General features: G+C 29.5%; 22 protein-coding genes, 1 tRNA gene and 1 riboswitch. All 23 genes read left to right on the plus strand.

Annotated elements, in window-relative coordinates; all coding sequences use genetic code 11:
* Positions 1-19: 19 nt before the first annotated feature.
* The 23 genes from Q0733_RS12120 to Q0733_RS12230 all read left to right on the plus strand — a co-directional run bounded on the left by Q0733_RS12120 (position 20) and on the right by Q0733_RS12230 (position 23,909).
* Positions 20-1,267 carry a GTP-binding protein gene (locus Q0733_RS12120; RefSeq protein ID WP_298782514.1) on the plus strand — a complete coding sequence of 416 codons (1,248 nt, stop codon included), beginning with the start codon at positions 20-22 and terminating at the stop codon, positions 1,265-1,267.
* Between the two features lie 127 nt (positions 1,268-1,394).
* The gene (locus tag Q0733_RS12125) at positions 1,395-3,500 is read left to right on the plus strand and encodes a HEPN domain-containing protein (protein ID WP_298782515.1); all 2,106 of its coding nucleotides are present in this window, start codon (positions 1,395-1,397) and stop codon (positions 3,498-3,500) included.
* A gap of 10 nt (positions 3,501-3,510) precedes the next feature.
* The gene (gene cobA / locus Q0733_RS12130) at positions 3,511-4,281 is read left to right on the plus strand and encodes a uroporphyrinogen-III C-methyltransferase (protein ID WP_298782516.1); all 771 of its coding nucleotides are present in this window, start codon (positions 3,511-3,513) and stop codon (positions 4,279-4,281) included.
* Between the two features lie 5 nt (positions 4,282-4,286).
* Entirely contained in the window at positions 4,287-4,865 is a 579-nt protein-coding gene (locus Q0733_RS12135; RefSeq protein WP_298782517.1) for a bifunctional precorrin-2 dehydrogenase/sirohydrochlorin ferrochelatase, read from the plus strand.
* A gap of 85 nt (positions 4,866-4,950) precedes the next feature.
* A complete protein-coding gene (locus Q0733_RS12140; RefSeq protein ID WP_298782518.1) occupies positions 4,951-6,006 on the plus strand; it encodes an NAD(P)/FAD-dependent oxidoreductase in 1,056 nt (351 codons plus the stop codon).
* Between the two features lie 58 nt (positions 6,007-6,064).
* The gene (locus tag Q0733_RS12145; protein WP_298782519.1) at positions 6,065-6,394 is read left to right on the plus strand and encodes a 2Fe-2S iron-sulfur cluster-binding protein; all 330 of its coding nucleotides are present in this window, start codon (positions 6,065-6,067) and stop codon (positions 6,392-6,394) included.
* A gap of 10 nt (positions 6,395-6,404) precedes the next feature.
* Positions 6,405-7,160, plus strand: coding sequence for a serine O-acetyltransferase EpsC (gene epsC / locus Q0733_RS12150; protein WP_298782520.1), 756 nt, complete (start codon positions 6,405-6,407; stop codon positions 7,158-7,160).
* A 1-nt stretch (position 7,161) separates the two neighbouring features.
* Positions 7,162-8,055 (plus strand): cysteine synthase CysM, encoded by an 894-nt coding sequence (gene cysM / locus Q0733_RS12155; protein ID WP_298782521.1) that lies wholly within the window; start codon positions 7,162-7,164, stop codon positions 8,053-8,055.
* A 63-nt stretch (positions 8,056-8,118) separates the two neighbouring features.
* Positions 8,119-8,249, plus strand: a riboswitch (SAM riboswitch).
* A 47-nt stretch (positions 8,250-8,296) separates the two neighbouring features.
* The gene (locus Q0733_RS12160; RefSeq protein WP_298782522.1) at positions 8,297-9,307 is read left to right on the plus strand and encodes a homocysteine S-methyltransferase family protein; all 1,011 of its coding nucleotides are present in this window, start codon (positions 8,297-8,299) and stop codon (positions 9,305-9,307) included.
* A gap of 7 nt (positions 9,308-9,314) precedes the next feature.
* Entirely contained in the window at positions 9,315-9,596 is a 282-nt protein-coding gene (locus Q0733_RS12165; protein WP_298782523.1) for an antibiotic biosynthesis monooxygenase, read from the plus strand.
* On the plus strand, positions 9,596-12,271 hold the full coding sequence (gene metH / locus Q0733_RS12170; protein WP_298782524.1) for a methionine synthase: 2,676 nt from the start codon (positions 9,596-9,598) through the stop codon (positions 12,269-12,271). Before Q0733_RS12165 ends, metH begins: the two co-directional genes overlap by 1 nt.
* A 3-nt stretch (positions 12,272-12,274) precedes the next feature.
* Positions 12,275-12,511 (plus strand): hypothetical protein, encoded by a 237-nt coding sequence (locus tag Q0733_RS12175; RefSeq protein ID WP_298782525.1) that lies wholly within the window; start codon positions 12,275-12,277, stop codon positions 12,509-12,511.
* Between the two features lie 181 nt (positions 12,512-12,692).
* Positions 12,693-13,649: a methylenetetrahydrofolate reductase [NAD(P)H] gene (gene metF / locus Q0733_RS12180; RefSeq protein WP_298782526.1), complete on the plus strand. Its 957-nt coding sequence runs from the start codon at positions 12,693-12,695 to the stop codon at positions 13,647-13,649.
* 214 nt (positions 13,650-13,863) lie between these two features.
* Positions 13,864-14,181 (plus strand): thioredoxin, encoded by a 318-nt coding sequence (trxA, locus tag Q0733_RS12185; protein ID WP_091890777.1) that lies wholly within the window; start codon positions 13,864-13,866, stop codon positions 14,179-14,181.
* Positions 14,182-14,251: 70 nt separating this feature from the next.
* The gene (locus Q0733_RS12190) at positions 14,252-15,175 is read left to right on the plus strand and encodes a DUF58 domain-containing protein (RefSeq protein WP_298782527.1); all 924 of its coding nucleotides are present in this window, start codon (positions 14,252-14,254) and stop codon (positions 15,173-15,175) included.
* Positions 15,176-15,239: 64 nt separating this feature from the next.
* Positions 15,240-15,313 (plus strand) — tRNA-Asp (locus tag Q0733_RS12195).
* A gap of 330 nt (positions 15,314-15,643) precedes the next feature.
* Positions 15,644-16,921, plus strand: coding sequence for a hypothetical protein (locus Q0733_RS12200; protein ID WP_298782528.1), 1,278 nt, complete (start codon positions 15,644-15,646; stop codon positions 16,919-16,921).
* Positions 16,918-18,198: a hypothetical protein gene (locus Q0733_RS12205; RefSeq protein WP_298782529.1), complete on the plus strand. Its 1,281-nt coding sequence runs from the start codon at positions 16,918-16,920 to the stop codon at positions 18,196-18,198. The genes Q0733_RS12200 and Q0733_RS12205 overlap by 4 nt, the downstream gene beginning before the upstream one ends.
* Complete coding sequence (locus tag Q0733_RS12210; protein WP_298782530.1) at positions 18,188-19,264, plus strand: glycosyltransferase family 4 protein; 1,077 nt, start codon at positions 18,188-18,190, stop codon at positions 19,262-19,264. The genes Q0733_RS12205 and Q0733_RS12210 overlap by 11 nt, the downstream gene beginning before the upstream one ends.
* Before the next feature lie 6 nt (positions 19,265-19,270).
* Positions 19,271-20,524, plus strand: coding sequence for a hypothetical protein (locus Q0733_RS12215; protein ID WP_298782531.1), 1,254 nt, complete (start codon positions 19,271-19,273; stop codon positions 20,522-20,524).
* Positions 20,511-21,515 carry a hypothetical protein gene (locus tag Q0733_RS12220; RefSeq protein WP_298782532.1) on the plus strand — a complete coding sequence of 335 codons (1,005 nt, stop codon included), beginning with the start codon at positions 20,511-20,513 and terminating at the stop codon, positions 21,513-21,515. The genes Q0733_RS12215 and Q0733_RS12220 overlap by 14 nt, the downstream gene beginning before the upstream one ends.
* The gene (locus tag Q0733_RS12225; protein WP_298782533.1) at positions 21,508-22,737 is read left to right on the plus strand and encodes a glycosyltransferase family 4 protein; all 1,230 of its coding nucleotides are present in this window, start codon (positions 21,508-21,510) and stop codon (positions 22,735-22,737) included. Before Q0733_RS12220 ends, Q0733_RS12225 begins: the two co-directional genes overlap by 8 nt.
* Entirely contained in the window at positions 22,737-23,909 is a 1,173-nt protein-coding gene (locus Q0733_RS12230) for a glycosyltransferase family 4 protein (protein ID WP_298782534.1), read from the plus strand. Before Q0733_RS12225 ends, Q0733_RS12230 begins: the two co-directional genes overlap by 1 nt.

Genomic DNA, 23,909 nt, shown 5'->3' on the forward strand with positions numbered 1-23,909 from the left:
AGCATAAAGCATTAAAAAAATGAAAGTACTAAAAATAGCAACAGCAGGTAGTGTAGATGATGGCAAAAGTACCTTAATTGGACGTATTTTATATGATACAAAATCATTGACTGACGATAAACTAGAAGCAATAGAAGAAAAAAGTAGACAACGTGGTTTTGACTATTTAGATTTTTCTTTGGCAACTGATGGTTTAGTTGCAGAGCGCGAACAAGGAATTACAATTGATGTAGCACATATTTATTTTTCTACGCCATCAAAAAGTTTCATTATTGCAGATACTCCAGGTCATATAGAATATACAAGAAATATGGTTACTGGTGCATCTACAGCACAAGCATCAATTGTTTTAATTGATGCAAGAAACGGAGTTGTAGAGCAAACATACCGTCATTTTTTTATCAATAATTTATTGAGAATTAAAGACGTAGTAATTGCTATCAATAAAATGGATTTGGTAGGTTTTTCTGAAGAAAAATTTAATATTATCAAAGGAGAAATAGAATATTTAGCAAGTAAGAGCGAGTATAAAAATCAGAATTTAACTTTTATTCCTGTATCAGCTTTACAGGGTGATAATGTAGTTTCTCCCTCTGAAAATATGCCTTGGTATAAAGGTGAAACATTAATGCATCATTTAGAGAGCTTAGATACTGAAGATATTCAAGAAATTTCTCAAACCCGTTTTCCTGTTCAAACTGTTATTAGACCAAAAACAGAAGAATATCATGATTTTAGAGGTTATGCAGGTAAAATTTATGGTGGAGATTTTGAAATTGGAGACGAAGTTGCTGTATTGCCTTCTCAAACTAAATCGAAAATTAAGAGTATTAATTTCTTCGATAAAGAATATGAAATTGCAAAAAGTGGAAGTTCTGTAACCATTACTTTAGAAGATAATGTAAATGTAAGCAGGGGAGATATGTTGGTAAAAGTTAGTGAAGAACCAACCATTGCAAAACAATTAGATGCAACTATTTGTTGGATGGATAAAGAGCCTTTGTTAGCATCACAAAAATATTATATAAAGCATGGTGTAAATGATGCGCAAGCAAAAATTACACAATTGAATAGTATTATTAAAACAGATTTTTCTGGGGTAGAAGAAAATCCATCAGAATTAGTTTTAAATCAAATTGGAGACATTCAATTAAAATTGAGTAAACCATTATTGTTTGATTCTTATAAGAAAAATAAATCAAACGGATCATTTATTCTAATCAACCCAAAAACAAACAATACAGTGGGTGTTGGTTTTATAAAATAAAAACTCTTTTTAATTTCCTAAAGGAAAAGTTGTAGAGATTGAAAATATTATAATAAAATAAATAACAAGATTCTTACTGCCCGAGTAAGGATGCCTTCTCTTTAAGAAGGTTAGGATGGGCTTGTTTATGCAAAGTTTTAGAACAGAAATTGAAAACCCAGTTGTAGAAAAAGATATTATTGAATTAGCTAATAAAATTCAGCAGTTTCATAATCTACAAATTGATGAAGAAAAATTTAGAAGTTTACGTTTAGCAAGAGGTGTTTACGGTCAGCGTCAAGAGGGCGTGCAAATGATTCGTATTAAATTGCCTTATGGTAAAGTGATGAGCAATCAGTTACGTAGAATTTCTGAAGTTTCTGACGAATATTCAAGAGGAAGATTACACATTACTACACGTCAAGATATCCAAATTCATTATGTAGATTTGAATAGAACGCCAGAATTATGGGCAGAATTAGAACGTGATGATGTTACATTACGTGAAGCTTGTGGTAACGTAGTTAGAAACGTAACAGCTTCTGAAACTGCAGGAATTGATGTTGATGAACCTTTTGATGTATCTCCTTATGCAGATGCCTTGTATAAATTCTTTTTACGTAACCCAATTTGTCAAGAAATGGGACGTAAATTTAAAGTGTCTTTTTCTTCAACGGATGAAGATACAGGATTATCATATTTACACGATTTAGGTTTTATTGCCAAAATAGAAAATGGAGTTCGTGGTTTTAAAGTAATGGCTGCAGGAGGTTTAGGTTCTCAACCACGTCATGCTGAAGTTTTATATGATTTTTTACCATCAGATAAAATTATTCCAGTTATGGAGGGGGTTTTAAGGGTTTTTGATAGATACGGTGAGCGTAAGAGTAGAGCAAAGGCAAGAATGAAATTCTTATTAAAAGATATTGGTTTAGAAGCGTTTAGAGGTTTAATTGAGCAAGAGCAAAAAGCAATTGAATTTAAAACTGTTGCAATTGATGCAGATAGTTATGTGCCATCAAAACCAGTAATAGTTAATAATATTCCAGATGTAGTAATTAAAGACCAGCAGGCTTTCAGTCTTTGGAAAACGACAAATATTATCCCTCAAAAGCAAGCCGGTTATGTTGCTATCGGAATTAAAGTTTTATTAGGTGATTTTTACACAGATAAAGCCCGCTTATTAGCAGATTTAGTAGATGAATATGCAGCAGGAGAAATTCGTTTAACATTACGTCAAAATATTGTAATTCCTTTTGTAAAAGAAGATTTAGTTCCTTTTTTCTATCAAGAATTAGAGAAATTAGGGTTTGTACAAGCAGGTTACAACAAAGCGGTGGATATTACAGCATGCCCAGGAACTGATACTTGTAATTTAGGGATTGCAAGTAGTACAGGTATTGCTGAAGAATTGGAAAGAGTAATTTCTGCAGAATATCCTCAGTACTTGCAAAACGAAGACCTTATCATTAAAATTAGTGGCTGTATGAATGCTTGTGGGCAACACAATATGGCAAATATTGGTTTTCAAGGGATGACCGTAAGAACTCCAGAAAAATTAATTGCGCCAGCATTACAAGTTTTATTAGGTGGTGGTAATTTAGGTGATGGAAATGGAGTTTTTGCCGATAAAGTTGTAAAAGTACCAAGTAAAAGAGGCCCTGAGGCGTTAAGAAGAATCTTAAATGATTTTGAAGCAAATGGTAACGGAAAGCAGTTTGTTGAGTATTATAAAGAAAAAGGAGAAAAGTATTTTTATAATTTCTTAAACGATTTACAAGATGTTACTAATTTAACTCAAGAAGACTTTATCGATTGGGGAGAAGAAAATAAGTATGTAAAAGAAATCGGAATTGGAGAATGTGCAGGTGTTGTTATCGATTTAATTGCTACTTTATTCTTTGAAAGTGAAGAAAAAATAGAAAATGCAAAAGAAGCGTTTGAAAACAAAGTATATTCTGGAGCAATTTATTACGCATATCAATCTATTGTAAATTCAGCAAAAGCGTTGTTATTAGCAGATAATCAAAAGACAAATACTCATGCCGGTATTATAAAACAATTTGATGAATTATTTATTTTATCAGGAAAAATAGATTTAGGTACTTCTTTTTCTGAATTGATCTATCAAATTAATAAATTTGCGCCAACAAAAGAATTTGCAGAAAAGTATATTGATAATGCAAACGGATTCTTACAAAAAGTAAGAGCTTTTAGAGAAGCTGAAACTGCTACCGCAGAGAAAGCTATTTAAACGAAAAATAATGAGTGTTAAGAAACCAAAATTAACGGTTGTAGGTGCAGGCCCTGGAGATATAGATTTAATAACTGTAAAAGCCATAAAAGTTTTAAAAACTGCAGATGTAGTCTTATATGATGCATTGGTAAATGAAGAGTTGTTAGAGTATATTAATCCATCAGCTGAATTGATTTTCGTTGGAAAAAGAAGAGGTTGTTATCGTTATCAACAAGAACAAATTAATGAATTGATTGTTTCTTGTGCAAAAGCAAGCGGACATGTAGTTCGTTTAAAAGGAGGAGATTCTTTTATTTTTGGTAGAGGAGCAGAAGAAATGGAATACGCAGCAAATTTTGGTTTAGAAACTGCAGTTGTGCCTGGTATTTCATCATCTTTAGCGGTGCCAGCCTATCAAAATATACCACTTACAAAGCGGGGTAGTTCTGAGAGTTTTTGGGTAATTACAGGCACAACAAAAGAACATAAAATATCTTCTGATATTGAATTAGCAGCTAAATCTAATGCAACAGTTGTTGTTTTAATGGGGATGAGTAAATTGCCTCAAATAGTTGAATTATTTCAAGCAGAAGGTAAAAATGATTTGCCAGTTGCTATTATTCAAGAAGGTACAACGTCTAAAGAAAAAATTGGAATTGGTACTGTAGATACCATTGAGAATATTGTTGCTGAGAAGGAATTAAGAAATCCTGCAATTATTGTTCTAGGCGAAGTTGTAAAACACCGTCAAACAATTTTAGAAATTAAAGAACAATATAAAAACCAAGTAAAAGCATAGTTTTTATGGAAAGAAATAATTTGTATCCTATTTTCTTAAAAACGAAGAGCTTAAACGTGCTTATTGTAGGTGGTGGAAATGTAGCGGAAGAAAAGTTAACTTTTCTTTTAAAATCAAGTCCAGATGCTCATGTGACTATAGTGTCGCCAATGTTTAGAGAGGGTACAATTACACTTGCCAAAAAAGGTTGTGTAACTTTAATTGAAGACATTTATAAAGATATTTATTTACAAGGGAAACATATGGTTGTGGCAACTACTGATGTACCAGAAGTAAATGTTCAGGTTTGGAAAGATTGCAGAGCGCAAGCTAAGTTGGTAAACGTTGCTGATAACCCTCCGTATTGTGATTTTTATATGGGCGGAATTGTTACCAAAGGAAATGTAAAAGTAGCTATTTCTACCAACGGAAAATCGCCAACAACTGCCAAAAGATTACGTCAATTTTTTGAAGAAGTAATTCCAGAAAATATTGATGATTTGGTAAAAAATTTAAACGAATATAGAAAAACAATAAAAGGAGATTTCGAACAAAAAGTAGAAGTGTTAAACGAATTCACTAAAGGATTAATTGAGAAAAAATAATGTCATTGCAAACAAAGTAAAGCAATCTCTAAATTAAAAAGCAGATTACTTTTAAGTTTTAATTGTTTTGACAAAAAAAGAGAATATGATTACAACAGATATACTAATAATAGGTGCAGGACCAACAGGGTTATTTACAATTTTTGAAGCAGGTTTATTAAAATTAAAATGTCATTTAATTGATGCTTTACCACAGCCAGGTGGGCAGTGTTCAGAAATTTATCCAAAGAAACCAATTTATGATATACCTGCTTATCCAGAAATTTTAGCAGGAGATTTAACAGATAAATTAATTGAGCAAACAAAACAGTTTGAGCCAGGTTTTACTTTAGGAGAAAGAGCAGAAACTATAGACAAACAAGATGATGGTACGTTTATTGTTACCACAAATAAAGGTACACAACATCATGCTAAAATAGTTGCAATAGCTGGTGGTTTAGGTTCTTTTGAACCAAGAAAACCATTAATACCTAATATTGCAGATTTTGAAGATAAAGGTGTTGAGTATATTATTAAAGAACCAGAATTATATAGAGATAAAAAAGTAGTGATTTCTGGAGGTGGAGATTCTGCTTTAGATTGGGCTATTTTCTTATCTGATGTAGCTTCTGAGGTAACTTTAATTCATAGAAGAAATGAATTTAGAGGTGCTTTAGATTCAGTTGAAAAAGTACAAGAATTAAAGAATGCTGGAAAAATAAGAATGATTACTCCTGCAGAAGTAAAAGGAATTATTGGTACAGACAAAGTAACAGGTGTTTCTGTTGAGAAAAAAGGCGAAGATGCTTTTATAGTAGATACAGATCATTTTATTCCTTTGTTTGGGTTGTCTCCAAAATTAGGGCCAATTGCCAATTGGGGATTAGAAATTGAGAAAAATGCAATTAAAGTAAACAACGCTTTAGATTATCAAACTAATATTCCTGGAATTTATGCAATTGGAGATGTAAATACCTATCCAGGTAAATTAAAGTTAATTCTTTGTGGTTTCCACGAAGCCACTTTAATGTGTCAAAGTGCCTATAAAAGAATCTTTCCAGACAAGAAATATGTAATGAAATATACAACTGTTGGAGGTGTAGAAGGATTTGATGGAACAAAAAAAGAAGCCCCAAAAGCCGTAGTAAAAGCAATACAATAATACATTGTTGTTAGGTTTGCTTAACTTTGCAGACCAAACTCACAATAAAAGAAAAAAGATGCAAGACATCAATTTAAAAATAACAGACAGAAACGGTGTAACACATGATGTAGTTGCGCCAACAGATATGGCAATGAATCTTATGGAAGTTGTTCGTTCTTATGAACTAGCAGAAGAAGGAACCATTGGTGTTTGTGGCGGAATGGCTATGTGTGCTTCATGTCAGTGTTATGTAAAATCTGATCATGAATTGCCAGAAATGACTGATGATGAAGATGCAATGTTGGCAGAGGCATTTTATGTAGAAGATAATAGTAGATTAGGATGTCAAATACAAATGACATCAGAATTAGATGGTTTAGAAGTAGAATTAGCACCAGAAGCATAATTTTTACTTCATGAAAGACGTAACAAAAATAGTAGCTTTTAAAAACTACAGTGTCTGTCTAAGAGATGCTGTTGCTGTTTTTACAAAACAATTAATTAATAATCTGTTTGATGTAAACCATTTAGCAGAAAGTGGCCCAGCAACTAGGGAAAAGTTTCTAAAAATTTTAGAAAGATTATCAATTAAAGATGGAGAGAAAATTTGGAATGAATTTGAAAATCATTTTATTGAAATAAGAAAAAAATTAGATTTAGATGCAATAGCTGCTGAAAAATTTGATCCAGCTGCAAAAAATCTAAACGAAGTTTATTTAGCTTATCCTGGTTTTTATGCAACTGCCGTATATAGATTAAGTCATCAATTGTTAAAGCTGAATGTTCCTATTTTACCAAGAATGATGAGTGAATTTGCGCATGGTGTAACAGGTACAGATATTCATCCAGGTGCAGAGATAGGAAATTCTTTTTTTATAGATCATGCAACAGGAATTGTTATTGGGGAAACAACCATTATCAAAGAAAATGTACAAATTTTTCAAGGAGTAACATTAGGAGGTATTCAAGTAAAAAAGAGTTTAGCATCAACCAAAAGACACCCTACTATAGAGAAAAACGTTGTTATTTACGCAAATGCAACTATTTTAGGAGGTGATGTAGTTATTGGAGAAAACTCTGTTATTGGTGCTAATGTTTGTGTTACCGAATCCATAGAAAAAAACTCAATAGTTACTGTAAAATCTAACAATTTTATTACCAAAAGAAAATAAAATGAAAACTAAAACTATCATAGATTTTGTTGGAAATACACCTTTAGTTGAAGTGCAAAGTATACTTCAAAAAGAGGGGGTAAAATTACTGTTAAAATTAGAAGGGAATAATCCTGGAGGTAGCGTAAAAGACAGAGCAGCATATAATATGATTTCTGAAGCAATTAGAAAAGGTAACATTAAAAAAGGTGATACTTTAGTTGAAGCTACTAGTGGAAATACCGGAATAGCGCTTGCTCTAATAGCAAAAGTTCTAGGTGTAAATATGGTGCTTATTCTGCCAGAAAACTCAACTATAGAGAGAGTGAAAACGATGAACTCTTATGGTGCAAAAGTAATTTTAACACCTCAATCTGGTGGTATAGAAGCCTCTAGAGACTTAGCCTTAAAACTAGAAAAAGAAGAGGGGTATTACAGGTTAAATCAGTTCGATAACCCTGATAACTATAAAGCACATTATAAAACTACTGGTCCTGAAATCTGGAATGATACAGACGGAGAAATAACACATTTTGTGTCGGCAATGGGAACAACCGGTACAATAATGGGGGTTTCAACTTATTTAAAAGAAAAAAATAAAAATATTACAATTGTAGGGGTTCAACCAAATGGAGAATCTAAAATTCCTGGAATTAGAAAATGGGAAGGAGATTATATTCCGGCTATCTTTAATCGTAAAAAAGTAGATGAAGTTATAGAGGTTAGTACTGCAGAAGCAAAGGCAATGACTCAGAGATTAGCAGCTGAAGAGGGTGTTTTTGCAGGGATGAGTAGTGGAGGTGCAGTTGCAAGTGCTTTAAAAGTAGCTAAAAAAATAGACAAAGGAATAGTTGTTGCTATTGTTTGTGATAGAGGAGATCGCTATTTATCATCAACTTTATTTGAAAAAGACTAAATAATAATTCTACGAACTTATGAATTTAAGTATATTTGCAATCTAGTTCATAAACTTATTGATACGTTATCACGAAAGGCTGAGGGATTAGACCCATTGAAGCCTTAGCAACCCTTTTCTTTTTGAAATAGAAGGTGCTACATTCTACTTTTTGATACTGATTTTTTTATTGATGTATTGAAGACAGATAACAGCGAAAACTACCTTTCCTGATGACACATATTGATAAAAACATCAAAAAATGTCAAACATAAAAAAAGCTTTACAAGAACGAATTTTGGTTTTAGATGGTGCCATGGGTACTATGTTACAAGCCTATAAATTTACTGAAGAAGATTTTAGAGGAGAACGCTTTAAAGACTATCCAACACCTTTGCAAGGAAACAACGATTTGTTGTCAATTACCCAACCAGAAGCTATAAAAACCATTCACGGTAAATATTTTGAAGTGGGTGCAGATATTGTAGAAACTAATACTTTTTCTGGTACCACCATTGCAATGGCAGATTACCAAATGGAAGATTTGGTGTATGAATTAAATTATCAATCGGCAAAAATTGCCAAAGAAGTTGCTAATGAGTTTACAGCAAAAGAACCTCATAAACCTCGTTTTGTAGCAGGTTCTATTGGACCAACTAATAGAACTGCAAGTATGTCTCCAGATGTTAATGATCCTGGTTATAGAGCGGTAACTTTTGATGAATTAAGAATTGCTTATAAGCAACAAGTTGAAGCTTTGATTGATGGTGGAGTTGATTTACTTTTAGTAGAAACTGTATTTGATACCTTGAATGCAAAAGCAGCTTTATTTGCTATTGAGCAAGTAAAAGAAGAAAGAAATATTGAGATGCCTATAATGCTAAGTGGTACAATTACAGATGCATCAGGTAGAACATTGTCTGGGCAAACAGCAGAAGCTTTTTTAATTTCTGTTTCCCATATTCCTTTGTTGTCTATTGGTTTTAATTGTGCTTTAGGGGCCAATTTATTGCAGCCACATTTAGAGGCAATTGCCAACAAAACAGATTTTGCTATCTCTGCGCATCCTAATGCAGGATTGCCAAATGCGTTTGGTGAATATGATGAGACTCCAGAAGAAATGGGAGAGCAAATAGAGGAGTATTTAAAGAAAGATTTAATAAATATTATTGGTGGTTGTTGTGGTACAAGTCCAGATCATATTAGAGAAATTGCAAATATTGCAGCAAAATATAAGCCACGTCAAGTAGAACTTATTTCTGCTTCTCATTAAGTTTTTTGTGATATTAGAAGTAGCCATATTAAATATTAAGAAAGGTTTTTTAGAAGATTTTGAAACTAATTTTAAAAAAGCTGAAGAGATTATTGTTTCTATGAAAGGGTATATTTCTCATCAACTTAAAAAATGTATTGAAGAAGAAAACAAATATATTTTATTAGTAAACTGGAAAACAATTGAAGACCATGAAATTGGATTTAGAAAATCTAACAAATATCAAGAATGGAAAGCCTTGTTACACAATTTTTATGAACCTTTTCCAATAGTAGAACATTATAAGTAATGAAAGTGAAACAAACAAAATATATGCATTTATCAGGATTAGAACCACTAGTCTTGAATGAAAACAGCAATTTTATAAATGTTGGTGAGCGTACAAATGTAGCAGGATCTAAAAAATTCTTACGTTTAATAAAAGAAGAAAAGTTTGATGAAGCATTGGATGTTGCAAGACATCAGGTGGATGGAGGAGCACAAATTATTGATATTAATTTTGATGATGGTTTAATTGATGGAAAAGAAGCGATGGTTCGTTTCTTAAATTTAATTGCTGCCGAACCAGATATTTGCAGAGTTCCAATTATGATTGACAGTTCTAAATGGGAAATCATTGAAGCTGGCTTACAAGTTGTCCAAGGAAAATGTGTTGTTAATTCTATTTCTTTAAAAGAAGGAGAAGAGAAATTTATTTGGGAAGCCAAACAAATAAAACGTTATGGAGCTGCTGTAATCGTTATGGCTTTTGATGAAGTTGGACAAGCAGATAACTACGAAAGAAGATTAGAAATAGCGCAACGCTCTTATGATGTTTTAGTAAACAAAGTTGGTTTTCCGTCTGAAGATATTATTTTTGATTTAAACATATTTCCTGTAGCAACAGGAATGGAAGAACATAGAAGAAATGCCATCGATTTTATAGAAGCAACAAGATGGGTAAGACAAAATTTACATAATGTTTCTGTAAGTGGAGGTGTAAGTAACGTTTCCTTTTCTTTTAGAGGGAATAACGGAGTTAGAGAAGCCATGCATTCAGTTTTTTTATATCATGCAATTCAAGCAGGTATGAATATTGGTATTGTAAACCCAGCAATGCTAGAAGTTTATGATGATATTCCAAAAGATTTATTAGAACATGTAGAAGATGTTATTTTAGATAGAAGAGAAGATGCAACAGAACGATTATTAGATTTTGCAGAAACAGTAAAAGGATCTAAAGTTGGTAAAACGGTTGATTTATCTTGGAGAGAAAATCCACTACAAGACAGAATTACTCACGCATTAGTAAAAGGAATTGACGCTTTTATTATAGAAGATGTAGAAACTGCAAGACAACAAGCAGAAAAACCAATTGAAGTTATTGAAGGTAATTTAATGATTGGAATGAATGTAGTTGGAGATTTATTTGGTGCGGGAAAAATGTTTTTACCTCAAGTTGTAAAATCTGCACGTGTGATGAAAAAAGCAGTTGCTTATTTAAATCCGTTTATTGAAGCAGAAAAAGGAGATAAACAAGAACCTGTTGGTAAAATATTAATGGCAACCGTAAAAGGAGATGTTCATGATATTGGTAAAAATATTGTAAGTGTTGTATTAGCTTGCAATAATTATGAAATTGTAGATTTAGGAGTGATGGTTCCGCCAGAAAAAATCATCGAAGCAGCTATTAATGAACGTGTAGATGCCATTGGTTTATCAGGTTTAATTACACCTTCTCTTGATGAAATGGTGTATTTGGCAAAAGAAATGCAACGTCAAAACTTTAAAGTTCCATTGTTAATTGGTGGTGCAACAACATCAAAAGCACATACAGCTGTAAAGATTGATACACAGTATAAAAATGCAGTTGTTCACGTAAACGACGCTTCTAGAGCTGTAACGGTTGTGGGTGATTTGTTGAACAAGAAAACATCTCATGAGTATGTTGCTAAAATGAAAAAGGATTATGATGAGTTTAGGACTAAGTTTTTAAAACGTGGGAAAGAAAAATCATACGTTTCTTTAAAAGAAGCTCGTAAAAGAAAGTATAAAATTGATTGGGAAACTTCAGAAATTGTAAAGCCAAATCAGTTAGGTACTCAAATTTTAGAACAATTAAGTTTAAAAGAATTATTGCCTTTTATAGATTGGAGTCCGTTTTTTAGAAGTTGGGATTTGCATGGTAAATTTCCAGATATTTTAACGGATGAGGTTGTTGGTGAACAAGCAACAATTATGTATGATGAAGCACAGGCAATGATTAAAGAGATTATTGCAAAGCAATTGTTAAAACCGAAAGCAATTTTTGGTTTGTTTGAGGCAAATTCAATAAATGAAGATGATATCTCTATTCAGAAAAAAGGAAATGAAGTAGTTGTTTTTAGAACTTTGCGTCAGCAGTTAAAAAAGCGAGAAGGAATTCCTAATTTAGCGTTATCAGATTTTATTGCTCCAAAAGAAACAAATAAAACAGATTATATGGGAGCTTTTTGTGTGGCAATTTTTGGCGCACAAGAATTAGCAGATAGTTACAAAGAAAAGGAAGATGATTATAATGCAATTATGGCACAAGCCATTGCAGATAGATTTGCTGAGGCGTTTGCAGAATATTTACACAAACAAATTAGAACAAAATACTGGGGGTATTCATCTGATGAAGGTTTAACTAATGATGATTTGATAAAAGAAAATTATAAAGGAATTAGACCAGCGCCAGGATATCCTGCTTGTCCAGATCATTTAGAAAAAGAAACGATTTGGGATTTATTAAAAGTAGAAGAAAATATAGGGGTTACATTAACTGAAAGCTTGGCAATGTGGCCTGCAGCTGCAGTATCTGGATATTATTTTGCTAATAAAGAGGCTAAATATTTTGGTTTGGGTAAAATTACAGACGATCAAGTAACAGATTATTCAGAAAGAAAAGGAATTACAAAACAGAAGGCAAGAAAATGGTTACACCCAATACTTGCACAAGAATAAAGTATGAATTTTATTGAATTGCATTTAGGTAGTTATATTATTTCTCATGGTTATGATAAAAATAACAATGAGATAATTATACATATACCTGCAGATAAATTTAGTAAAAAACTAATAGCTGTTTCGCGAATTAAATCTTTGAGTGAAAAATATATTTTAACAGATTATGCTGATGGAAGATGGATTTATTGGGAATATCAAGAAGATTTTAGTGAAGTAAAAAAGCTGCTAAACAAGTAGCGTTAGCGATTGCAACGGCATCCTTTTTATATTGAAATCGTCTCAGTTTATTAGGATTGTTAAAATATTTTTAATAGAAATAGTATATGTTGAATTAAATTTAGCATAAAAAGATATAGTGAAAAGCGCGACCCTTGTGGTAACGTCCAAATAAATAGATACTGAACTAAATTCAGCATAAATGAAGATTACAGAACATATTGAAAAAGCCAACGGAAAAACATTATTTTCTTTTGAAATCATTCCACCAAAAAAAGGAAATAACATACAAGATTTATACAATAATATAGATCCTTTAATGGAGTTTAATCCGCCATTTATAGACGTTACCACATCTAGAGAAGAGTATGTCTATATTAATAAAGGAAATGGCTTGTTAGATAGAAAAATTACCAGAATGCGCCCTGGAACTGTTGGTATTTGTGCAGCTATTAAGCATAAATACAATGTAGATACTGTGCCGCACGTATTATGTGGTGGTTTTACAAAGGAAGAAACGGAGTATGTTTTGGTAGATTGCCATTATTTAGGAATTGATAATGTAATGGCATTGAGAGGTGATGCCATGAGTCATCAAAAATATTTTGAGCCTAATAAAGACGGTAACCATTATGCAACAGATTTGGTAAAACAAATTAATGATTTGAATAGTGGTAAATATTTACACAATGTTATAGAGTCTACCAATAAAGCCGATTTTTGTATTGGTGTAGCTGGTTATCCTGAGAAACATTTAGAAGCACCATCTTTACAAACCGACTTAAAACGTTTAAAAGAAAAAGTTGATGCTGGTGCAGATTATGTGGTTACGCAAATGTTTTTTGACAATAAAAAATATTTCGAATTTGTAGATGCTGCAAAAAAAGCGGGAATTAATGTGCCAATAATTCCAGGAATTAAGCCTATTGCTGTAAAACGTCATTTGCAACTATTGCCACAAGTTTTTAGAATTGATTTGCCAGAAAATTTAATTTCTGAAGTAGAAAGATGCAAAACAAATAAAGATGTTCGTCAAGTTGGTATAGAGTGGGCAATTCAACAATCTAAAGAGTTATTAGCTGCAGGAGTACCTGTTTTACATTATTATTCTATGGGAAAAAGTGATAATATTCATCAAATTGCTTCTACTATATTTTAATAAGAAAAAGATTGTCAATTTTTTAAAATTGAAAGCTCTTATATAGAATCCATCAGTAAATAATATTTTATTTTTTGATGGATTCTTTGCTTGTAAGGATAGAAAGGATTGATAGATAGATAAGAAAAACTAATTTTCAAGAAATAAAATGGTCAATTATTTGATTACTTTTGTTTATCAGAATTATAATAACAATTAAAAAAATAAAAATAAAATGGCATTAGAAATAACAGACGCTAATTTTGACGAATTAGTATTAAAATCAGACAAACCAGTATTAGTAGATTTCTGGGCAGCTTGGTGCGGACCTTGTAGAATGGTTGGGCCTATTGTTGATGAAATTCATGCTGAGTATGATGGTAAAGCCATTGTTGGTAAAGTAGATGTTGATGCTAATCAAGAATTTGCAGCTAAATATGGTGTTAGAAATATACCAACTGTTTTAATTTTTAAAAACGGTGAAGTTGTAGATAAACAAGTAGGTGTTGCACCTAAAAATGTGTATACAGGTAAAATTGATGCGGCTTTATAATAAAGTTTAACATAATATATTATAAAAAAGGTTTGGCTAAGGCTAAACCTTTTTTTATTTTCGGTAATCTATGATAGATCTATCACAAATAAAATCTTCTGAAATTAAAAACCTTAGTTTGTTAGCAAAACAAGTTGTTGAAGGCTTTATAACGGGTATGCATAAAAGCCCTTTTCATGGGTTTTCTGTTGAGTTTTCTGAGCATAAATTATACAATAAAGGAGAAAGTACACGCCATATAGATTGGAAGTTATTTGCAAAAACAGAAAAATTATATACTAAAAAATATGAAGAAGAAACTAATTTACGTTGTCATATTATTATAGATAATTCTGCTTCAATGCATTATCCGATAGTAAAGAGGCAATCGATTAATAATTTAAATAAAATAGGCTTTTCAGCAGTTGCTGCGGCATCATTAATGGAAGTTTTAAAGCGCCAAAGAGATGCTGTAGGTTTAAGTGTATATTCCGATTCTTATGAATTTTATTCCCCAGAAAAGGGTAGTGATCGTCATAGAAACATGTTGTTAAATCAATTAGAAAACTTATTAGTTTCTGAATCAAAAAGGACAACAAATACTTATCAATATCTACATGAAATAGCTGAGAAAATACACAGAAGGTCGTTAATATTTCTTTTTACGGATATGTTTCAGACTACAAAAGATAAAAATGAGTTATTTGAAGCTTTACGTCATTTAAAATACAACAAACATGAGGTGGTTTTGTTCCATACTTTTGATGGGAAAAAGGAATTCAACTTTAATTTTGACAATAAACCAAAGAAATTTGTAGATGTTGAAACTGGTGAAGCAATTAATGTTTATTCAGAAAATGTATTAGAAAATTATAAAAAGCTTGTAGAAGATTATTTTAAAGAATTGAAAGATAAATGTTTAATGTATAAAATTGATTATGTCCCTGTAGATATTCATTCAGGGTTTAATTCAGTTTTGACAAGTTATTTGGTAAGTAGAAGAAAATTTAAATAAAAAAAGCATTTTTTTGTTTGCAGATATTAAAATCTATTATATATTTGCCACCGCTAATAGCAACGGTCTGGTAGTTCAGCTGGTTAGAATACCTGCCTGTCACGCAGGGGGTCGCGGGTTCGAGTCCCGTCCAGACCGCTAAAATTTAGTAAACACTCTCTTTTTTAAGAGAGTGTTTTTTTTTCTTATAGTTTTTTAATGTGTATTTTAAGCTTTAAAACTTTTAAAAAACAAAAAAAAACTTTATAATTGTATTCAAGTTACTTACTACCCCCAATATGAAACTTAATTTTTTTAAGAAAAAGACTGCATTTTTTAAAGTCAAAAAAAATATTTCTCCTTCAGTATTTTATCAGAATACATTTTTTGAATATAAATCGATATTATTTTTTGTTTGGGTATTTTTAAATTTTAATAAGAAAATATCAACTACTTTTAGTATTTGTGATTCGATTGAAGGTGGAATTTATGAATATTAAAAACTATTTAAAAAAGAATGTTTTTGCTTCTGTAGGTAAAATTATTACAGTTTCATCTGTAACTATTTTACTTTTACCACTTATTATAAAACAAATTGGACTAGATTTATATGGGATTATAAGTCTTACTTTATTGTTTAGCGGCGTTACTTCTTTAATAGATTTAGGGCTTTCACAAGCTATTGTGTTATTAAACGGAGATGAAAAAATTAGTAATAATCAGGTTATTACTTCAGCTTTGTACATTAACTTATCTATTATACTATTACTTTCTGTAGTCTTTATTGTACTTATGTTGTTAGACGTAAATTTACTTGGAAAAGAAATTAACATTACTGATTTAGAAAAAACAATATTATTAATTACAGGTTTTTTAATATTGATTTTTATGTTATTAAATAACTTTTGTAAATCTATTTTAGAAGCAAACTATTTAATTCATGTAGTTAATATTAGTTTAGCTTTATATACACCAGCATTGTATTTAATTATTTATGCTCTTAGTTTTTTTACTAAGAATACAGCAATTTATATTGTTACACCGCTAATACTTACATTTGTTTTATTCGTTTTTTATATTTTCTATATTAAAAAAAAGACAACAATTAAATTAACCAAAATAAATAAGAATCATATAAAATACGTTTTAAATTGTTCTTTCAAATTTTTAAATTTAGGAATACTTAACAGTATTGTAACACCAGTTTTAAGGTATGTATTTGTGTTAATGGTTGCTAATGTTAGTTTGTATGCTATTTTAGACTTATCTTTTAAGGTAGCAATGTTGGCTAATAGTTTTATTGTGTCAATTTCTACACCAATGTTTGCAGTTTTCTCTAAAGAAAAGAAAAATTTAAAAATGATAAAAGTTACCTTTAATGTTTTTTGGGTTTCCGTATTAATTTATATCGGAATTCTTATTGGATTTTACTTTTTTGGAGCTTTCATTCTTTCGTTCTTAAATTTAGAAACTGATAATTTAGAGTTACTATATAATATTACATTTATCTTAATTATTTCTTTAGGAAGTGTAGCCACAGTTGAAGTTTTTTATAGATATTTTTTAGGTAATAATCAACTTAAAAAAGCATTTTTTGTAAAATTAAATGTGCCAATAACCAGTGTAATCTTCTTTCTGTTTTTTACAAAAATGGAACTTATTTATAGGTTTATTTATGCCTATGGATTGAGTTTGATTATTTGCTCTATAATTATTTTAATTACATTTTTAGTAGGAAATCAAAAACTAAAACAATTAAAGGTATGATTGTTTTTATTTTAGGATTTTATGGATATGCGCTATTTTTAGCCGCTACTAGACCCAATCAATTTGTGCTGTTTTATATTTTGGCATCTACCAAATTTTTAGGTTTTTTAGATCCAGCTTTATTTTTATTTGGAAGATTTGAAATTGGTTATTTCGGAATAAATTTAATTGCAATATTTACACTTTTTTTTAAAAGAAAATGGTATGAAGTACCTCAAAAAAGCCAAATAATGCTCTTTTTAGCAGTAATAACGTTATTGTATGGGATTTTAAAACCAATTTTATCTACGCACTCTACGGCATTTCAAGCTTTATTGGCTAGTAAAGATATTTGGTTTTTTGCAATTTTATTTTACCTAATGGTTTATTTTGATGAAATTAAATCTACAAAAATTGTAAATACTGTTATTTACATTGGTATTTATTTTAGTATTTTATATTGTGTTCATTTGGTTTTGCCACAAATTACACCACCAGTTTATAATCAAGGTGCTCATTTGCGTACTTTTTTTCCAACATATATTAGCCTTGGATTATTTTTTCAAGCTGTAAAAATTAAGCAATCAGAAACAGTTCAGGTGTCTAGCATAATTATCATATTGTTGCTTGCATTAGGTTTAATTTTAGCAACACATTTTAGTTTAACACTAATGACCTTCTTTGCTTGTTTGTTATACTTTTTTGCTTTTGATAAAAATTTAGATTTTAAAAAAGAAACCATTACAAAACTTGTAATTACAAGTTTAGTTGGTTTTTCGCTAGTACTGTTTTTTGTAAATGGGCTATATCAATCTTTAGTAGACACAATTAACGGAATTATTTATAGCGAAGATTTAGCATTAAGTACACGTGATATTTATAATAAATTTAGATGGGATGCTATTGAAAAAAGTAAATACATAGGTTATGGATTTATTCACCAATCCTCTGCACTTATGAATCAAGTTAAATTAAGTGGCACAAGTGCGTTTATGGAGCGTTTTACGGTTATAGATTCTGGCTATGTAGACTTGTTGATAAAGTATGGTTATGTTGGTACAACAGTTTCCTTATTAGTTTTATATAGATTTTATTTTTTAGGCTTTGTTAAAAAATATAGAAATGCAGTTACGTTAGCAATGTCTCTTTACATGAGTCAGTATTTGTTTATAAACTATACATGGTCTGTTTTTTCTTTTGCACATGGTATTATTCCAAGTTCAATTGCATTTTATATAATAATAGTATATAAAGATGAGGTTTTTAATGATGAAATAATTATAGAAGATGAAAACTAATATTTTATACTTATTGTCTTCCTATAATAGATTTGGTGGAACACCGAAAAAAACGTACGATTTAATAAAGGAAGTTGAACAAAACAATTATTTATACGTTTGGACTTCTGCTTATAAAGATGAATTTAAGCAAAGTTTCAAAGATATTTGTAATGGTGTTTTTGAAGGAGAATATGGTAATAACCTTTTTAAGCATGTAAGACATTTAATTAAAATTATTGATAACAATAATATAAAAATTGTTCAATCTCATTTGTTTTTTGGCGAAATTATTGCAGGTTTAATTAAGTATTTTAGACCTAAAGTTAAAGTTGTTTTTGTATTTGAAGGATCGCTTTCGCCACCAAAAATTAGAAGGTTTTTCTTACGTATCTTATATCAAAAAATTGATTTGTTTGTTTACATTTCTAAATATGTTAAAACAGAAAAAATAAAAGATTTTCCAATTTTAAATAAGAAAGAAGGAATTGTTATTTATAATGGAATTTACAACTTTTCATCACAAATTAAATTAGCTGATAAAGTAGATAAAACTTTTCATCTTTTATCAGTTTCAAGTTTGATAAAAATAAAAAATATAGATGTTTTAATTGAAGCAGTTCATATTTTAATTCAACAAAAACATAATAATATCCATCTTTCAATTACTGGAGAAGGATTAGAAAAACATAATTTACAAGAAAAAGTAAAGCAATATAATTTATCAAAATATATTACTTTTTTAGGGCATCAAAAAAATGTTGAAAGCTTATTAGAAAAAACAGATGTTTTTTTACATCCATGCTATATTGAGGGCTTTGGACTTGCAGTAGCGGAGGCAATGGTTGCTAAAAGACCAATAGTTGCTTCTAATTCAGGAGCGTTGCCAGAGTTAATTACAAATCAAAAAACAGGTTTATTAGTAGACCCATTCAAAGCGGAAGATTGGGCAACCGCAATTTTAAAATTACAAGAAGATAAAGAGTTTGCTTCTCAATTGGCCATAAAAGCACATGAAAAAGCAACAACCCAGTTTTCATTAAAAGTATTTTCAAATAATTATAATAAGGTTTATCAAAGTTTATAAATTAAAATGATACATAAGTTTTTAAATTTTTTACATACCAACAAAATTGATTATGCCATTATAAATGGTGTAAAAAATTTGTTTTCTAAAAGTAAAGAATTAGATGATGTTGATATCCTTTTTAAGAAAAATGATTTTAAAATTATAGAGAGTATTTTAGGTGATTTCTGTAAAAAAGAAAACTTTAAAATTGTTCAAATTTATCATCAAGAAGTATTTGCAAAAAATATATTTATTTATAATTCTGCTTCAGGAGAAATTTTAAACTTAGATATCTATGGTGTTTTACATGCTTTTAATGTGGTTTATTTTGATGAAACTACCATTTTTAATAAAAGAATACAATATAAAGATGTTTTTAAGATAGCAAATAATCAAGAATTTTTTCATTACTTATTAAAAAAAGTATGTAAAAGAGAAGTATCAAAAAAGACCTTTAACACTCTAAGGAAACTTTACGTTTCTGATAAAGAAAACTGTAAGAAAATACTAGCAGAGCATCTAATAAACACAAGTAATAAAATTATTAAATCTTTTGAAGAAGATGATTATGATGCATTTAATCAAATTATAGACTATGTTTTTAAAGATATAAAGCGTCAGTCTGCTACTTTAAATTACAAAATTAAAGACAAAATTAGGATTGTAAAAAGAATTCTAAAACCAACTGGAATTTCTATTGCGTTTTTAGGTTCAGACGGATCAGGAAAAACTACAATTATTGATAGAGTTACTGCGGCAGTTTTACCTTTTAGAAAAACTCAGTATTTTCATTTAAAACCAATTTACACAAAAAGTGAAAATTCTGGAGTAACTTCTGATCCACATAAGTTTAAACCTTATGGAGCATTAAAATCTTATGTTAAGCTATTGTATTTTTTTGTGCAGTACAATTTTGGTTGGCTTAAAAATATTTTGCCTTTAAAAATTTCATCAACATTAATAATTTTTGATAGATATTTTGATGATTTAATAGTTGATAACAAAAGATATCGATACGGAGGAGGAGTAACAATAGCTTCATTTTTTAGAAGGTTTATTAAAAAACCATCACTTTATTTTGTGTTAACTGCGGAGCCAGAAATTATTTTTAAACGAAAACAAGAAGTAACTTTTGAAGAATTAAAAAGGCAAATTAACGGTTATAGAGCACTCACAAAAAATAAAAATTATGTACATATTAATGTAGATAATTCCCCAGATAAAATAGTAAAAGAAGTTGTAAACACCTTAATGAACAAGATGCATGAAAGGCTATAGATTTATAACATACAATGATTATTTGTGTATTCCAAGTAGGAAAAACCCAAAAGTAATTTTAGCAATTGGCTCAGCTTTACAGGCTAAAAATTCTTTTCAGTTATACAATCCGTTTTCTGTAAAAGCAAAATTATTAAAAAGAGTTTTATTTTTTTTAAGTGTAAATTTTAATTCAATTGCTAAAATAATTTTCTCTAAAAAAGCAATAGATAAAGATAAGATTGTTTCTTTTTTAGAAGAAAAATATCAAACTGAATTTATTTCATCCATATATAACTCTACTGCTGGTGATAAGGTTATTGTACAGTTACAAAGTGAAAATAAAATTTTTGGTTATGTAAAATATCCCTTAAATGAAAGGGGGAAAATGTTTGTCGAAAATGAAAGAAAAGGTATAGAAATTTTATCTCATCATAAAGTAATAGACACAACTGTAGATAGTTTTATTTTTAACAAAACAACATTTATTGTGTTGCCAGAGATTAAAGGAAAAGTAGGTTTTGTTGATGATTTAACTGCTGAAAAAATAATTGAACCTTATAAAAAAGAAAAAAAGTTTCTGCTTATAAAACATAAAAGAGTTCAATCTATTTTACAAGAATTAACGGAATTAGGTTTTAATAAATATGTAAATCTATTAAATAAAATCACAAAAAGTTCTAATGAGTTATATTTTGAAGCCTTTGAACATGGAGATTATACACCTTGGAATATTTTAAAATCCGAAGAAAAATATCAAACTTTTGATTTTGAATTTTTTGTAGAAAATGGCTTAGAATATTTAGATTTAATAAAATTTCATTATCAAGTTGGTAAGTTGTTAGAAAAAAATGGTCCTGAAGATTTGATTAAATACCTCTTATCTAAAATCCAAATTGTAGAAATAAAATTATTAGTAAGTATCTTTTTATTAAAAGAGATTGTTTTACGTAAAATGCATTCAGAAGATTATGCTTTCGAAGAAAAAACACTTCAAATTATAAATGAGTAAAAAACTAAAAATATTAATTTCTTGCTATGCTTGTAGCCCTTACAGAGGGTCTGAACCTGGTATGGGCTGGAGTTTTGTAAATGGGCTTAGTAAATTTTATGAAGTGCATGTAATTACTGAGCAAAAAAAGTGGGAAAAACCCATAAAAAAATATTTAGAAGAGTATAAAAATGAGAATCTACATTTTTATTATATCAGAAAAAAGAGAATGAAATTGCTCCGTAAAATATGGCCTCCTTCTTATTATTGGTTTTATAAAAGTTGGCAAAAAAAAGCATTTCAATTAGCTTCAGATTTAGAACTAAAAGAAAATTTTGATATTATTCATCAATTAAATATGGTGGGTTACAGAGAGCCAGGATATTTATGGAAAATTAATAAACCTTTTGTTTGGGGACCAATTGGAGGAACAGAAAATGTTTCATGGAAATTGTTTCCATTCTTTAATTTATATGGGAAAGTGTTTTATGGATTTAGAAATATTTTAAATAGTTTAGAAAGATCTTTAGCATCTAGACCAAAAATGGCTGCTCAAAGAAAAAATGCAACGATTATTGCGGCAACGTCAGAAATTAAAAACACAATTTCTACTCTTTGGAAAGTAAATTCACAGATTATACCAGAAGTAGGAACTTTATTAATTGGTAAAATAAATCCTAATCAAAGAAAAGAAAATGAACCCTTAAAAATTGTTTGGTCTGGTCAACACACTTCAGGTAAGGCTCTGCCAATTTTGTTGAATAGTGTATCTCTTTTAAATGTTAATATTAATTATAAAATTGATGTTTTAGGTGTTGGAAAAGAAACTAAAAATTGGAAAAATATAGCAACCAAATTAAATGTAAATCAAAATTGTAATTGGCACGGTTGGTTAGAAAGAACTGAAGCAATTAATGTGATGAAAAATGCTCATGTTTTATGCATTACTAGTTTAAAAGATCTAACATCTACGGTTACTTTAGAGGGGTTGTCATTAGGATTGCCAATTATTTGTTTAAACCATTGTGGTTTTTCTTTTGTTGTAAATGAAAGTTGCGGAATTAAAATAGATATTTCTAATCCTGAGCAAATTTATAATGATTTTAAGAATTCTATAAAATATTTATTTGAAAATGAACCTGAAAGATTTAATCTAGCAAATGGAGCTATCAAAAGAGCAAAAGACTTTTCTTGGGATTCAAAAATAAATCAGTTGAACAATATTTATAAAAAACTCATTTAGTGAAAATATTATTAATACATAATAAATATGGGAAGTTTAGTGGAGAAGAAGCTGTTGCTGAAGCGCAATTAAAGGTTTTAGAAGAAAATGGTCATCAAGTTATTACATATTTTAGAAGTAGTGAAGAGATTGAAACCATGAATTATGGCAAAGCAAAAGCATTCTTTTTAGCTTTAAAAAACAATCAAGTTATTAATGATGTTACTAAGATTTTAGAAACAGAAAAACCAGATATAGTTCATATTCATAACTTGTATCCTTTAATTTCTCCAGCCATTTTACCCGTCATTAAAAAGAGAAATATTCCAATTGTAATGACAATTCATAATTATAGATTATTATGTCCAAATGGTCTTTTTTTTACAAATGATAGTATTTGTGAAAAGTGTACAGGAGCCTTAAAAGAAATTAATTGTATTACAAATAATTGTGAAGGATCAATGTTTAAAAGTGTCGGCTATGCATTAAGAAATTTTTGGGCTAGAACTAATAAACAATATATAAATAATGTGGATTCTTTTATGTGTTTAACTCAATTTCAAAAAAACAAATTAGTCAAAAATGGGTTTGATGCAAATAAATGTGATGTTATTCCAAATTTTTATACAAAAGATATTGAAGACGAAGATGTTGATTTTAGTACTAAAAGTTATGTTGCATTTGCAGGTAGAATAAGTCCAGAGAAAGGAATCCCTGTTTTGTTAGATGCAGCAAGAAAATTACCTAACATACCTTTTCAAATAGCAGGTTTGATGAGAGCTGGATATGAAAAATTTTTAAATGTACCGCCAAATGTTACTTTTAGAGGTATGTTAAATAGTGATGAAATGGAAGTTTTTTATAAGAAAGCAAAATTTTATGTTCATACAAGTAAATGTTATGAAGGTTTTGCAATGGTTTTTCCAGAGGCGATGTCCAAAAAGTTACCCATAATTGCACCAAATTTTTCTTTTTTTCCTGAAGCTGTAAAAGAAGAAATAACTGGGCTTTTATATAAGCAAGGAGATAGTAATGATTTAGCAAACAAAATAGAATCATTATTTTATAACAAAGAAAAAATTATTAATTTAGGTAGAAATGGTTTTGAGAGAGTTTCTAATAAGTATGATAAAGTAAGTTATTACAATATGGTTTTAAATGTTTATAATAAAGTGATTAACCCCCAAAAATAA

The organism is uncultured Polaribacter sp., from assembly GCF_947500975.1.
In the GTDB taxonomy this organism is placed as follows: Bacteria; Bacteroidota; Bacteroidia; order Flavobacteriales; family Flavobacteriaceae; genus Polaribacter.

Excerpts from the sequence above, each read along its gene's own strand:
- Q0733_RS12190 (WP_298782527.1), top strand. The coding sequence starts at position 14,252 with ATGATAGATCTATCACAAATAAAATCTTCTGAAATTAAAAACCTTAGT.
- Q0733_RS12225 (WP_298782533.1), top strand. The coding sequence starts at position 21,508 with ATGAGTAAAAAACTAAAAATATTAATTTCTTGCTATGCTTGTAGCCCT.
- Q0733_RS12200 (WP_298782528.1), top strand. The coding sequence starts at position 15,644 with ATGAATATTAAAAACTATTTAAAAAAGAATGTTTTTGCTTCTGTAGGT.
- Q0733_RS12145 (WP_298782519.1), top strand. The coding sequence starts at position 6,065 with ATGCAAGACATCAATTTAAAAATAACAGACAGAAACGGTGTAACACAT.
- cobA (WP_298782516.1), top strand. The coding sequence starts at position 3,511 with ATGAGTGTTAAGAAACCAAAATTAACGGTTGTAGGTGCAGGCCCTGGA.
- Q0733_RS12120 (WP_298782514.1), top strand. The coding sequence starts at position 20 with ATGAAAGTACTAAAAATAGCAACAGCAGGTAGTGTAGATGATGGCAAA.
- Q0733_RS12140 (WP_298782518.1), top strand. The coding sequence starts at position 4,951 with ATGATTACAACAGATATACTAATAATAGGTGCAGGACCAACAGGGTTA.
- cysM (WP_298782521.1), top strand. The coding sequence starts at position 7,162 with ATGAAAACTAAAACTATCATAGATTTTGTTGGAAATACACCTTTAGTT.
- Q0733_RS12220 (WP_298782532.1), top strand. The coding sequence starts at position 20,511 with ATGAAAGGCTATAGATTTATAACATACAATGATTATTTGTGTATTCCA.
- Q0733_RS12125 (WP_298782515.1), top strand. The coding sequence starts at position 1,395 with ATGCAAAGTTTTAGAACAGAAATTGAAAACCCAGTTGTAGAAAAAGAT.
- Q0733_RS12175 (WP_298782525.1), top strand. The coding sequence starts at position 12,275 with ATGAATTTTATTGAATTGCATTTAGGTAGTTATATTATTTCTCATGGT.
- Q0733_RS12210 (WP_298782530.1), top strand. The coding sequence starts at position 18,188 with ATGAAAACTAATATTTTATACTTATTGTCTTCCTATAATAGATTTGGT.
- epsC (WP_298782520.1), top strand. The coding sequence starts at position 6,405 with ATGAAAGACGTAACAAAAATAGTAGCTTTTAAAAACTACAGTGTCTGT.
- Q0733_RS12215 (WP_298782531.1), top strand. The coding sequence starts at position 19,271 with ATGATACATAAGTTTTTAAATTTTTTACATACCAACAAAATTGATTAT.
- trxA (WP_091890777.1), top strand. The coding sequence starts at position 13,864 with ATGGCATTAGAAATAACAGACGCTAATTTTGACGAATTAGTATTAAAA.
- Q0733_RS12160 (WP_298782522.1), top strand. The coding sequence starts at position 8,297 with ATGTCAAACATAAAAAAAGCTTTACAAGAACGAATTTTGGTTTTAGAT.
- Q0733_RS12205 (WP_298782529.1), top strand. The coding sequence starts at position 16,918 with ATGATTGTTTTTATTTTAGGATTTTATGGATATGCGCTATTTTTAGCC.
- metF (WP_298782526.1), top strand. The coding sequence starts at position 12,693 with ATGAAGATTACAGAACATATTGAAAAAGCCAACGGAAAAACATTATTT.
- metH (WP_298782524.1), top strand. The coding sequence starts at position 9,596 with ATGAAAGTGAAACAAACAAAATATATGCATTTATCAGGATTAGAACCA.
- Q0733_RS12135 (WP_298782517.1), top strand. The coding sequence starts at position 4,287 with ATGGAAAGAAATAATTTGTATCCTATTTTCTTAAAAACGAAGAGCTTA.